The 12,332-nt window shown below is 72.5% G+C and carries 12 protein-coding genes and 1 pseudogene; 10 read left to right on the top strand and 3 right to left on the bottom strand.

All coding sequences use genetic code 11. The features are described 5' to 3' along the window. The first annotated feature begins 48 nt into the window (after positions 1 to 48). The 7 genes from QF037_RS39480 to mug all read left to right on the top strand — a co-directional run bounded on the left by QF037_RS39480 (position 49) and on the right by mug (position 6,862). Complete coding sequence (locus tag QF037_RS39480) at positions 49 to 906, top strand: LLM class F420-dependent oxidoreductase (RefSeq protein WP_307033704.1); 858 nt, start codon at positions 49 to 51, stop codon at positions 904 to 906. Between the two features lie 58 nt (positions 907 to 964). Further along, positions 965 to 1,390 carry a GNAT family N-acetyltransferase gene (locus QF037_RS39475; RefSeq protein ID WP_307033702.1) on the top strand — a complete coding sequence of 142 codons (426 nt, stop codon included), beginning with the start codon at positions 965 to 967 and terminating at the stop codon, positions 1,388 to 1,390. A 171-nt stretch (positions 1,391 to 1,561) separates the two neighbouring features. Continuing rightward, positions 1,562 to 2,905: a hemolysin family protein gene (locus QF037_RS39470; RefSeq protein ID WP_307033700.1), complete on the top strand. Its 1,344-nt coding sequence runs from the start codon at positions 1,562 to 1,564 to the stop codon at positions 2,903 to 2,905. Continuing rightward, positions 2,902 to 3,924: a hemolysin family protein gene (locus QF037_RS39465; RefSeq protein ID WP_307033698.1), complete on the top strand. Its 1,023-nt coding sequence runs from the start codon at positions 2,902 to 2,904 to the stop codon at positions 3,922 to 3,924. Before QF037_RS39470 ends, QF037_RS39465 begins: the two co-directional genes overlap by 4 nt. A 70-nt stretch (positions 3,925 to 3,994) precedes the next feature. Beyond that, positions 3,995 to 4,777, top strand: a complete 783-nt coding sequence (locus QF037_RS39460; protein WP_307033696.1) for an SGNH/GDSL hydrolase family protein — start codon at positions 3,995 to 3,997, stop codon at positions 4,775 to 4,777. An 83-nt stretch (positions 4,778 to 4,860) separates the two neighbouring features. Beyond that, the gene (gene purB / locus QF037_RS39455) at positions 4,861 to 6,303 is read left to right on the top strand and encodes an adenylosuccinate lyase (RefSeq protein WP_307033693.1); all 1,443 of its coding nucleotides are present in this window, start codon (positions 4,861 to 4,863) and stop codon (positions 6,301 to 6,303) included. 13 nt (positions 6,304 to 6,316) lie between these two features. After that, positions 6,317 to 6,862, top strand: a complete 546-nt coding sequence (gene mug / locus QF037_RS39450) for a G/U mismatch-specific DNA glycosylase (RefSeq protein ID WP_307033691.1) — start codon at positions 6,317 to 6,319, stop codon at positions 6,860 to 6,862. Positions 6,863 to 6,866: 4 nt separating this feature from the next. On the opposite strand, the gene QF037_RS39445 is transcribed toward mug, so the two are convergent. Genes QF037_RS39445 through QF037_RS39435 form a run of 3 tightly spaced genes read right to left on the bottom strand, consistent with a single transcriptional unit; the run spans position 6,867 to position 8,942 of the window. Next, entirely contained in the window at positions 6,867 to 7,253 is a 387-nt protein-coding gene (locus QF037_RS39445; RefSeq protein WP_307033689.1) for a hypothetical protein, read from the bottom strand. A gap of 41 nt (positions 7,254 to 7,294) precedes the next feature. Next, positions 7,295 to 8,020 carry an ABC transporter permease gene (locus QF037_RS39440; protein WP_307033687.1) on the bottom strand — a complete coding sequence of 242 codons (726 nt, stop codon included), beginning with the start codon at positions 8,018 to 8,020 and terminating at the stop codon, positions 7,295 to 7,297. 1 nt (position 8,021) lies between these two features. After that, complete coding sequence (locus QF037_RS39435) at positions 8,022 to 8,942, bottom strand: ATP-binding cassette domain-containing protein (RefSeq protein WP_307033685.1); 921 nt, start codon at positions 8,940 to 8,942, stop codon at positions 8,022 to 8,024. Between the two features lie 108 nt (positions 8,943 to 9,050). Between QF037_RS39435 and QF037_RS39430 the strand changes: the two are divergent. The 3 genes and pseudogenes from QF037_RS39430 to QF037_RS39420 all read left to right on the top strand — a co-directional run bounded on the left by QF037_RS39430 (position 9,051) and on the right by QF037_RS39420 (position 12,155). After that, positions 9,051 to 10,221: pseudogene (locus QF037_RS39430) on the top strand (sensor histidine kinase). A 14-nt stretch (positions 10,222 to 10,235) separates the two neighbouring features. Next, complete coding sequence (locus QF037_RS39425) at positions 10,236 to 10,898, top strand: response regulator transcription factor (RefSeq protein ID WP_307033682.1); 663 nt, start codon at positions 10,236 to 10,238, stop codon at positions 10,896 to 10,898. 99 nt (positions 10,899 to 10,997) lie between these two features. Beyond that, positions 10,998 to 12,155 carry an ROK family protein gene (locus QF037_RS39420; RefSeq protein ID WP_307033680.1) on the top strand — a complete coding sequence of 386 codons (1,158 nt, stop codon included), beginning with the start codon at positions 10,998 to 11,000 and terminating at the stop codon, positions 12,153 to 12,155. Positions 12,156 to 12,332 lie beyond the last annotated feature (177 nt).

Here is a 12,332-nt window from a genome sequence, read left to right as displayed (position 1 = left end):
GTGAGGGAATCGGTGTGATCTCAAGTCGCCCGCGAACGAGGAGAGTTCATGCCGCGTCCGTTCCGCTTCGGTGTCAGCTTCATCGACCCGGCGCCCGCCGACGAGTGGCGGGCCAAGTGCCGCCGGGCCGAGGAGCTCGGGTACGACGTGATCCTCGTCCCCGACCATCTGGGTATGCCCGCCCCGTTCCCGGCGCTGGTCGCGGCGGCCGGGGCGACCGAACGGCCGCGGCTGGGCACGTTCGTGCTCAACGCGGGTTTCTGGAACCCGGCGTTGCTCGCGCGCGAGGTGGCCACGACCGACGCGCTGACGGGCGGGCGCCTCGAACTCGGGCTCGGCACCGGGTACGTACAGGCGGAGCACGACGCGGCGGGGCTGCCCTTCGGCTCGCCACGCGCGCGCGTGGACCATCTTCAGCGCACCGTCGAGGAGTTGGGGCGGCTGCTGGACTCGCAGGTGCCGCTGATGCTCGGCGGCAACGGCGAACGGATGCTGGGGCTCGCCGCCGAGCACGCCGACATCGCGGCCTTCACGGGTGCGTCCCTGGTGCCGGGAAGCACCGAGGGGAAGCTGGTGCCGATGGCGGGCGCGGACTTCGCGGCACGTCTCGCCCGGTACAAGGAGCTGGCGGCCGGCCGCGAGGAGCCGGCCGAGCTGAACCTCCTCATCCAGATGGTGGCCGTCACCGACGACCGCGCGGCCGCCGTGGCACCGCTCGTGGAACGGGTGCCGGACGCGACCGTGGAGCAGGCGCTGGAGCTGCCCATCCTCCTGGTCGGCACCCTGGAACAGATCACCGCGCAGGTGCTGGCCCAGCGCGACACGTACGGCTTCACCTACCTGACCGTCCTGGAGCCGTACATGGAGGCGTTCGCGCCGGTCGTCGCCGAGCTGGGCGGCAAGTGACCGTCCGCATGCTGAAATTCGGCGCGTACCCGTCCGGCGTGCGTGATGGGATCGCCGTATGACGGAACTGCACCTTCGCGCCGCCGAACCCGCGGACCTCGACGCCGTGCTGGTCTTCTGGAAGATCTCCGCCGAGGGCACGAGCATCAGCGACGACCGGGACGGCGTGGAACGGCTCGTGGCGCGTGATCCCGAGGCGTTGATCCTGGCCGAGCGGGACGGTGAACTGGTCGGCACGGTGATCGCGGGCTTCGACGGCTGGCGCTGCCATCTGTACCGGCTGGCGGTGCACCCGGAGCGGCGCCGCCAGGGCATCGGCTCGGCGCTGCTCACGGCCGCGGAGGAGCGGTTCGTACGGCTCGGCGGGCGCCGCGCGGACGCGATGGTGCTGGTCCGCAACGAGACGGGGCAGCATGCGTGGCGGGCCGCCGGGTACGCGCCCGAGGAGAAGTGGCGGCGCTGGGTGAAGCACCTCACCGACTGATCGGGGAAGCACCTCACCGTCCGGCCCCCCTTTGCCGGTCCTTTAACATTGGGGGACCACTCGGTCCTCCAAGGAAAGGTGTGAGCGTCCGCCCATGGGCGAGCCTCCCAGTAGTACGCGAGATCGCGCGATCCCCCGCACCCTGTCCGATCATGGGACGGAGGTGACCCGATGACCGAAGTGCTCCTCCTGCTCGTGGCGATCCTGCTCTCGCTGGCCTGCGGTGCCTTCGTCGCCGCCGAGTTCTCGCTGACCACGGTCGAGCGCGGCGCCCTGGAGAGGGCCGCGGAGCGCGGCGAGCGGGGCGCGTCGGGCGCCCTGAAGGCCGTGCGCAATCTGACCTTCCAGCTCTCCGGGGCGCAGCTCGGCATCACGGTCACCAACCTGGTGGTCGGCATGCTCGCCGAGCCGTCGATCGCCAAGCTGATCGCCGGTCCGCTGGAGTCGCTGGGCATGTCCCGCTCGGCGGCCTCGTCGGTCGCGCTGGTGCTCGGTACGGCGCTGTCGACCGTCGTCCTGATGGTCGTCGGCGAGCTGGTGCCGAAGAACTGGGCGATCTCCTCGCCGCTGGCCGTGGCCAAGCGGGTGGGCAACGCACAGCGCTGGTTCAGCGCGGCGTTCCGGCCCTTCATCACCCACCTCAACAACACGGCGAACCGCATCGTGCGTCTCTTCGGCGTCGAGCCGACGGAGGAGCTGGCCGCCGCGCGCGGACCGCAGGAGCTCGCGGCCCTGGCCCGGCACTCCGCCAAGCAGGGCGCGCTGGAGGCCGACACCGCCGAACTCTTCGTGCGGACCCTGAACCTCGCCGACCTGACCGCGGAGAACGTGATGACGCCGCGCGTGCAGGTCATCGCCCTGGACGCCCAGGCGACCTGCGAGGACGTCGCGAACGCCACGCGCGCGACGGGCCTGTCCCGGTTCCCGGTCTACCGCGGCAACCTCGACTCGGTCGTGGGCACCGCCCACATCAAGGACGTCCTGGCGGTCCCGGCCGAGCGCCGGGCCCGAGTCCCCGTCTCCGAACTGATGCGCGAGCCGCTGCTCGTCCCCGAGTCGCTGACCGTGGACCGACTGCTCGACCGGCTGTCCGGCAAGCGCACGATGGCCGTGGTCATCGACGAGTACGGCGGTACGGCCGGGGTGGCCACGCTGGAGGACATCGTCGAGGAGGTCGTCGGCGAGGTCCGCGACGAGCACGACCCGCACGAGACACCCGACCTGGCGGCGGCCGGGACCGACGACGAGGGCCGCGTCCTGTACTCGGCCGACGGCTCGGCACGCATCGACCATCTCGCGCGCGTGGGCCTGCGGGCTCCCGAGGGGCCGTACGAGACCCTGGCCGGCCTGGTGGCGACCGAGCTCGGCCGCATCCCGGTCGTCGGCGACACCGCGGAGGTCGCCGGATGGCGGCTGGACGTGGTGGACGCCTCCGGGCGCAGGGCCGCGCGCGTGCTGCTGCACGCTCCGCTCGACGACACGTCGGAATCCTTCGAAGGGGAGGCCCGGAAGTGACCGCGATCCAGTTGCTGATCGGCCTGGCGACCCTCGTCGTCAACGCCTTCTTCGTGGGGGCCGAGTTCGCGCTGATCTCCGTACGGCGCTCGCAGATCGAGCGATACGTCGAAGAAGGGGCGGAGGGCGACCGGCGCGCCAAGAGCGTGCTGTGGGGTCTGGAGCATGTGTCCGCGCTGATGGCGGCGGCGCAGCTCGGCATCACCCTGTGCACGCTGATCCTCGGTGTGGTCGCCGAACCGGCGATCGCGCACCTGCTGGAGCCGGTGTTCCACGCGCTCGGTGTGCCGGCGGGCGCCGGACACGCGGTGTCGTTCGTGATCGCGCTCACCGCGGCGACGTATCTGCACATGCTGCTCGGCGAGATGGTGCCGAAGAACATCGCGCTCGCGGAGCCGGTGCGCAGCGCGCTGGTGCTGGGCCCGCCGCTGGTCACCCTGTCCCGGGGCCTGCGCCCGGTGATCTTCGCGATCAACGCGTTCGCCAACGCCCTGCTGAAGCTGTTGCGGGTGGAGACCAAGAACGAGGTCACGGCGACCTTCTCGGACGCCGAGCTGGCCCGGCTGGTCAAGGACTCCGACGAGGCGGGTCTGATCGACGACCGGACCCGGGAGCGGCTGCACGACGCCCTGGAGCTGGGCCGCCGGCCGGTGCGCGATGTCGTCCTGCCGCTGGAACGGGTCGTCTACGCGCGCGTGGGCGTCACCCCGGAGCAGTTGGAACGGCTGTCGGCCGAGTCCGGGTTCTCCCGGTTCCCGGTGGTGGACGACGCGCGGCGCATCCTCGGCTATCTGCATGTGAAGGACGCGCTGGACGCCTCCCCGCGGGATCTGGCGTTCCAGGTCCGGGACATGCGGCCCATCGCGCGCGTGCGGGAGAGCACACCGCTGGACGACGTCCTGACGGCGATGCGGGGCAGCCGTACGCATGTCGCGGCGGTGCTGGGGGGCGACGGGCGGCTGGCGGGGCTGGTGACGATGGAGGACGTGCTGCGGGAGCTGTTCGGACAGCGGGCGTGAGGGCCCGGCCGGGCGTCCGGGGAGGCTGACCGACCGCCGGGTATGTGAACGGGTTAGCATTTTCTCCGCCATGCAGAAGAACCCCGCACACACCAGCCTCGTCGCGCTCGGCGACTCCTTCACCGAGGGCATGTCGGACCTGCTCCCGAACGGCTCCTACCGGGGCTGGGCCGATGTCCTGGCCGGCCGGATGGCCGCTGTGACGCCCGGCTTCCGGTACGCCAACCTCGCGGTCCGCGGCAAACTCATCCAGCAGATCGTCGAGGAGCAGGTCGATGTGGCCGTGGCCATGCGGCCCGGCGTGATCACGCTGGTGGGCGGGCTGAACGACACCCTGCGGCCCAAGTGCGACATGGGGCGGGTACGCGCGCTGCTGACCGAGGCAGTGGAGCGGCTCGCCCCGGCCTGCGAGCAGCTCGTACTGATGCGCAGCCCGGGCCGTCAGGGGCCGGTCCTGGAGCGCTTCCGGCCACGCATGGAGGAGCTCTTCGAGTGCGTCGACGAGCTGGCCGCGAAGCACGGCGCGATCGTCGTCGACCTGTACGGGGCGCCGTCCCTCGGTGATCCGCGCCTGTGGGACGTGGACCGGCTGCACCTCACGGCCGAGGGCCACCGCCGCGTCGCCGAGGCGGTCTGGCAGACACTGGGCTACGACCCCGAGGACACCGAGTGGCGCACGCCGATGCCGGCCACGCTGCCGCCGGGCTGGGCCGCGCGACGGGCCGCGGACGCCCGGTTCGCCCGGCAGTACCTGCTCCCCTGGATAGGCCGCCGCCTCACCGGCCGCTCCTCGGGTGACGGCCTGCCGGCGAAGCGGCCCGACCTGCTGCCGTACGAGGGTCCGACGGCGTAACCCGGCGTGACGCGGGTCTCGTAGGTTCCACCGAAGACATCCCTGGCGCTGGCCTGCACGAATCGCCAGTAGAATCCGTACACGTGACTTCCGCTCCCGCCAAGCCCCGCATCCCGAACGTCCTCGCCGGACGCTATGCCTCCGCCGAGCTCGCCACGCTCTGGTCGCCCGAGCAGAAGGTGAAGCTGGAGCGGCAGCTCTGGCTCGCCGTACTGCGGGCCCAGAAGGATCTCGGCATCGAGGTGCCGGACGAGGCGATCGCCGACTACGAGCGTGTCCTGGACACCGTCGACCTGGCCTCCATCGCCGAGCGCGAGAAGGTCACGCGGCACGACGTGAAGGCGCGGATCGAGGAGTTCAACGACCTCGCCGGGCACGAGCACGTCCACAAGGGCATGACCTCGCGCGACCTCACCGAGAACGTCGAGCAGCTGCAGATCCGGCTCTCGCTGGAGCTGATGCGCGACCGTACGGTGGCCGTCCTGGCCCGTCTGGCCAAGCTGGCCGGCGAGTACGGCGAGCTGGTCATGGCCGGCCGCTCGCACAACGTCGCCGCGCAGGCCACGACCCTCGGCAAGCGGTTCGCGACCGCCGCCGACGAGCTGCTCGTCGCCCACGGCCGGGTCGAGGAGCTGCTCGGCCGCTACCCGCTGCGCGGCATCAAGGGCCCGGTCGGCACCGCGCAGGACATGCTCGACCTGCTCGGCGGCGACGCTACGAAGCTGGCCGACCTGGAGCAGCGGATCGCCCGGCACCTGGGCTTCTCGCAGGCGTTCACCTCGGTCGGCCAGGTCTACCCGCGCTCCCTGGACTACGAGGTCGTGACCGCGCTGGTGCAGCTGGCGGCGGCGCCGTCCTCGCTGGCCAAGACGGTCCGGCTGATGGCCGGGCACGAGCTGGTGACCGAGGGCTTCAAGCCGGGCCAGGTCGGTTCCTCCGCGATGCCGCACAAGATGAACACGCGGTCCTGCGAGCGCGTCAACGGCCTCATGGTCATCCTGCGCGGCTACGCGTCCATGACCGGCGAACTGGCGGGCGACCAGTGGAACGAGGGCGATGTGTCCTGCTCGGTGGTGCGCCGGGTCGCGCTGCCGGACGCGTTCTTCGCGCTCGACGGTCTGCTGGAGACGTTCCTGACGGTCCTCGACGAGTTCGGCGCCTTCCCGGCGGTCGTCGCCCGCGAACTGGACCGCTACCTGCCGTTCCTCGCCACCACCAAGGTGCTCATGGGCGCGGTGCGTGCCGGCGTCGGCCGTGAGGTCGCGCACGAGGCGATCAAGGAGAACGCCGTCGCCTCCGCGCTCGCGATGCGCGAGCAGGGCGCCGAGCGCAACGAGCTCCTCGACAAGCTGGCCGCGGACGAGCGCATCCCGCTCGACCGGGCGCAGCTGGACGCGCTGATGGCGGACAAGCTGTCCTTCACGGGCGCCGCGGCCGACCAGGTCGGTGTGGTCGTCGGCCGGATCGAGGAGATCGTGAAGCAGCACCCGGAGGCCGCCGGTTACACGCCCGGCGCGATCCTCTGATCCGGCGCACGGCATGACGCGCTTCACCCCCGCGGAGCTGGAGGCCGCCCGCGACCGTCTGGTACCGGACGTCGTCGCGGACGGTCTGCACGTGCTGTTCTGCGGGATCAACCCGGGTCTGATGACCGCCGCCACGGGCCATCACTTCGCCCGTCCCGGCAACCGCTTCTGGCCGGTCCTGCACCTGTCCGGGTTCACGCCTCGTCTGATGAAGCCGTCGGAGCAGCAGGAGTTGCTGTCCTACGGGCTCGGCATCACCAACGTCGTGGCGCGGGCGACCGCGCGGGCGGACGAGCTGAGCGCCGAGGAGTATCGCGAGGGCGGGCGGCAACTGGCGCTCAAGGTGGCGCGGTTGCGGCCCCGCTGGCTGGCGGTGGTCGGAGTCACCGCGTACCGGGCGGCGTTCGACGACAAGAAGGCCCGGGTGGGTCCGCAGGAGCGGACGTTCGGGGACACGCGTGTGTGGGTGCTGCCGAATCCGAGCGGGCTGAACGCGCATTGGACGACGGCGACGATGGCGGAGGAGTTCGGGCGGTTGCGGGTGGCGGCGCACGCCTGACGGATCACGGGGGGTCGGTGTCGGTGACGAACACCCGGAGTCGGGGCTGGTCCTCGCCGTTGCGGTCGGCCACCGCCAGGACGGCCCGGCGGTCGCTGCCGGGTATGTCCCACGTACGCAGGTCGATCGCCAGGGCGGCGAGCATCGCCCAGGGCTCGGATATGACCTCACCCCGCGCGATGCGCTCCTGGAGGGTGACCGTCCCCCAGCGCGACGGCTCGCCCCACCTGTCCGTCAACCGCTCGGCGACAGCCGCCTCGTAGGCATAGCAATCACTCGCGTCCGGCCAGTCCCCGGGCCCTAACCACGCGGCGTGATAGCCACTGTGCCCCGCGGGAAAGTCCCGGGCGCACAGCGTGTCGATCAGAGCGAGGTCCTTCGCGATGTCCATGTGATCCAGTAAACCGGGTCCCACTGACAACTGGCCTGCCGTCAGGCGTCCCTGCGGCGCACGCTCCACGCGCCCGCCACCAGTACCGCCGCCGTCCACAGCGCGGTCACCCCCAGCCCCGCCCACGGCCCCAACCGGCCGTCGTAGGACTCGTACAGGACCACCTGTCCCGCCCGGTCCGGCAGGAAGTCCGTCGCGCCGCCCACCGCGTCCCCGATCACGAACGAGACGACGAGGACGAACGGGATCAGCAGGGACAGCGCGCCCACCCCGCTGCGCAGCAGGGCCGTGAGGCCGGCCGCCAGCAGCGCCATCAGCATGAGGTAGAGGCCGCAGCCCACCACACCGCGTGCCTGCTCCCCCACCGTCAGACCGCTCGCCGCGTCGCCCAGGCCCGCCCTCGCGACCAGGAGCGCGGCCAGGGCGGTGATCTGCCCGACGACCAGGGTCGGCACGGCGATCGCGGTCAGCTTGGCCGCGTACCACCGTCCGCGCCGCGGCACCGCGGCGAGCGAGAGCCGCAGCGCGCCCCCGTGGAACTCCGAGGACACGGCCATGGCGCCGAAGGAGATCGCGGCGATCTGACCGGGCGCGACCCCGGACAACGCCGTGAACAGCGGGTCGAAGTCAGGGTCGGACGTCTCGGAGACACCGGCGAGCGCGGAGAACGCCGTGGTCGCCGCGAACAGCGCCGCCAGCGCCCCGAGGAGCGAGCGGAGCGTACGGATCTTCAGCCACTCGGCGTGCAGAACGGGTGCGTAGGACATGTCAGGCCTCCTGCGGCTGTGCGGTGAACTCGGCCTCGGTGGCGGTGAGGTCCAGATAGGCCTGCTCCAACGTGCCCTCCTGCGCGGTCAGTTCGAGGATCGGGATGCCCGCGGCGGACGCGAGGCGGCCGATGTCGTCCACGCGCGCGTGGTGGACGGTCCAGTGCCCGTCCTCGTGCTCGACGCCGCCGAGCCCGTGTTCGGTCAGGACGGCCTTAAGGGTGGTGGGGTCCGTGGTGCGGATCCGTACCCGTGGCTGCACACGTGCGTGGATGAACCCGCGCATCGGGGTGTCGGCGAGGAGCCTGCCCCGGCCGAGGACCACGAGGTGGTCGGCGAAGGACGCGGTCTCGTTCATGAGGTGGCTGGAGACCAGGACGGTGCGCCCCTCCCCCGCGAGCCGGCGCAGCAGCCCGCGGATCCAGATGATGCCTTCGGGGTCCAGACCGTTGGAGGGTTCGTCGAGCATGACCACCTCGGGGTCGCCGAGCAGCGCGGCCGCGATGCCGAGCCGCTGGCGCATGCCCAGGGAGTACGTCTTCACCCGGCGCCGGGCCACCGGGGCGAGGCCGGTCTCCTCCAGCAGTCCGTCGACGCGGGCGTCCGGGATGCGGTTGCTCGCGGCGAGCGTGCGCAGGTGGTCGCGGCCGGTGCGGGAGCCGTGCGCGGCCTGCGCGTCGAGCAGGGCGCCGACATGGCGCAGCGGTTCGCCGAGGCCTCCGTAGGCGCGGCCGCCGATCGTGGCGGTGCCGGACGTCGGCCGGTCGAGGCCGAGCACGAGCCGCATGGTGGTCGACTTTCCGGCTCCGTTGGGGCCGAGGAAGCCGGTGACGCGGCCGGGGAGGACGGTGAAGGTGAGGTCGTCCACGGCTCGTCGGGTGCCGAACTCCTTGGTCAGGTTCTGGACTTCGATGCTGGTCATGGGTGCAGCCTGGCCGGTGGGGCGGGGGCGGGGCCTCCCCCGCGGGTGGAGATCGTCTCCCCCGTGCGGGGGAGGCTCGCTGTCAGTGGCGGCTGGCACGATGACGCAATGGTCCGTTTGCTGCGCCCGTTCGGCCGGGCGGTGACGTACACACGGTTGCTGCATCTGTTCGTCGCGATCGTGTGGCCGAGCATGTGGCTGTTCGTCCAGGAGGCGTGGTGGACCTGGGTGATGGCCGGCGTGGTCCTCGCGCCCGTCGCGGCTGGTGCCCGCGATGCGCACCGTGGAGGGTCTGCAGGCACGGCTGTTGCTGACCGGTCACCGGCATGACAGCGCGGGCACCGACATCGTCGTGACGCCGTCCGCCACCTGGGGCGACCGGGGGCGGGTCGTCGTCTGGCTGGAGGCGCGGCTGCTGATCGGCTGCGCGACGTCGGTGTTCACCGTCCAGTTGCTCATCGCGACCGTCGACCTGGTGGCGTCGGCGTTCGGCCGTGACGTCGGGGAGGGCCTGCTGGTCCCGCTCCACGGCCACGCCTGGTGGCACGTCCTGCTCGTACCCCCGGCGCTCGTCACGCTGGCGGTGACGGTGGTCGGCTCGGGCCGGCTCATCACGGCACTCGCCCACCGTCTCCTGGGCCCCTCGCCGGCCGATCGCCTGGCCGCCATGGAGGAACGCACCGAGCAGCTCCTGGAGCGCACCCGCATCGCCCGCGAGCTCCACGACTCCATCGGCCACGCGCTGACCGTGGCCGTCGTCCAGGCGGGCGCCGCCCGCGCGGCCGGTGATCCCGCCTTCACCGACCGTGCCCTGGGCGCCATCGAGGAGACCGGCCGGGCGGCCCTGGAGGATCTGGAACGGGTGCTCGGGATCCTGCGCGAGTCCGAGCGGCCGGTCGGCGGACGGCCGACGCTGGCGGACTGCGACCGTCTGCTGGAGTCCGCCCGCGTCTCCGGCGCGAAGGTCGACGCCGAGGTGACCGGGCCCGTCGACACGTTGCCCGGACCGGTCTCCCGCGAGGGGTACCGCATCCTCCAGGAGTCGCTGACCAATGTGCTGCGGCACGCGGGGGCCGTCCCCGTCCGGGTGCGCATCGCGGTCGTGGCGGACGGTCTCGCTCTGGAGGTCCGCAATCCACTGACGGCCGACATACCCGGGCCGGGCCGGGGCAGCGGTCTGCGCGGCATCCGCGAGCGCGCGGCCCTGCTGGGCGGCAGCGCGCACACCGGCCCCGACCGGGGTGACTGGCAGGTGCGGGTGGAGCTGCCGCTGCGCTGATCTACGCTGGCCGGATGCCGGTCACCGTTCTCCTCGTCGACGACGAACCCCTCGTACGCGCGGGTCTGCGGGCCGTGTTGGAGGCGCAGCCCGACATCGAGGTCGTCGGGGAGGCGGCGGACGGGGCCGCGGTGATCCCGCTGGTGCGGCAATTGCGGCCCGACGTGGTCGCCATGGACGTACGGATGCCGCTGCTGGACGGGATCGAGGCCACGCGCGCGGTGCTGCGGACGATCGAGAAGCCGCCGAAGATCCTGGTGGTGACGACGTTCGAGAACGACGAGTACGTGTACGAGGCGCTGCGGGCCGGAGCCGACGGGTTCCTGCTGAAGCGGGCCCGGCCGGCCGAGATCGTGCACGCGGTGCGGCTGGTCGCCGAGGGCGAGTCGCTGCTGTTCCCGGCGTCGGTGCGGCGACTCGCCGCCGAGTACGGGGAGGGCGGCGGCAATCGTGCGGCCCGGGCGGCGATGGAGCGGGCCCAGTTGACCGAGCGGGAGGCCGAGGTGCTGCGGCTGATGGCCCGCGGGCTGTCCAACGCGGAGATCGCCGAGCGGCTGATCGTCGGGACGGAGACCGTGAAGTCCCACGTCAGCGGCGTACTGGCGAAGCTCGGGGCGCGGGACCGCACGCAGGCCGTGATCGCGGCGTACGAGTCGGGGTTCGTGGCGCCCGGCTGACCGGGACCCGCTCACGATCTCCCGGGTCCCCGCACTCGCCCGGCTCCGTCCCTACGAGTACGATCCGGCCAACACGCGCACGAGCTGGGAGGACGGACGTTGGGGCGGCTGACCGGCGGGGATCCCTCGCTGCTGCGAAGGATCAATTCCGCGGTGGTGCTGCACGCGCTGCGCGCCACGGACTGCGCCACGCTGACCGAGATCACGCGGGTGACCGGGCTGTCCCGGCCGACCGTCGAGGGCGTGGTCGAGGGGCTCATCGAGGCGGGGTACGTCGTCGAGAAGGCGGCCGACGAGAGTGTCGTACGCCGGCAGGGGCGGCCCGCGCGGCGGTTCAGGTTCCGGGCCGAGGCCGGGCATCTGCTGGGCCTCGACATCGGGCCCCACCGGGTCGCCGCGCTCCTGTCCGACCTGGACGGCCGGGTGCTCGGCGCCGTCGCCAAGGACGTCTCCGAGACGGCGTCGGCCGACGAGCGCCTGGAGCGGCTGCGCACCGCGGTGGCCGACCTGCTGCGCCGGGCCGGCGTCGCACGCGAGTCGCTGCGGGCGGTGGGGGCCGCCTCGCCCGGGATCGTCGAGGCGGACGGCACCGTGCGGCTGTGCGCCGCGCTGCCCCAGTGGACGGGGCTGCGCCTCGGTGAGCGGTTGAGCCGTTCCTTCAAGTGTCCGGTCCTGGTGGAGAACGACGCCAACGCGGCGGCGGTCGCCGAGCACTGGAAGGGTGCCGCCACCGAGTCCGACGACGTCGTGTTCGTGCTGGCGGGGCTGAGTCCCGGCGCGGGGGCGCTGATCGGCGGGCGGCTGCACCGGGGGTACGGCGGGGCGGCGGGCGAGATCGGCGCGCTGCATCTGCTCGGCCGCGAGGTGACGCCGGAGAAGCTGCTGTCCACCACGGACGAGCCGCTGCACCCGCTCGACGAGCAGGCCGTCGCCGAGGTCTTCGCGCAGGCCCGCGAGGGCGACCAGCGGGCCCGGGCGGCCGTCGACCGTTTCCTCCAGCGGCTCGTCCACGACGTGGCCGCCCTGTCCCTCGCCCTCGACCCCGAGCTGGTCGTCATCGGTGGCTGGGCGACCGGGATCGTCGACGTACTGGAGCCGCTGCGGCTGGAGTTGGCGCGCTACTGTCTGCGGCCGCCGAAGGTGACGCTGTCGCTGCTCGGCGAGGCCGCCGTGGCGACGGGGGCGCTGCGGCTGGCGCTGGACCATGTGGAGGAGCAGCTCTTCGCGGTGGAGGGCACGGTGACGGCGCGGCGCTGAGCGCTCCGTGGGAGGTGCCGGGAGCTGCGGTCGTCCGTGGGCGGCGCCGTCGTGGCCGGTCGCGCGTGCGTGGCGGAGCCGCGTATTGATCACCGCCCGGCGCTCCTTCAGGGCGCTCCGGCCGGCTGTCGTCGAAACGCCTCGCGCCCCGGAGTCGCTCCGGGGCGCGAGGCGTCG

The sequence above is a fragment of the Streptomyces canus genome, assembly GCF_030815415.1.
Lineage (GTDB): Bacteria > Actinomycetota > Actinomycetes > Streptomycetales > Streptomycetaceae > Streptomyces > Streptomyces canus_F.
The sequence above is the reverse complement of the archived record's forward strand: the minus strand, read 5'-3'. Positions and strand labels throughout refer to the sequence as shown.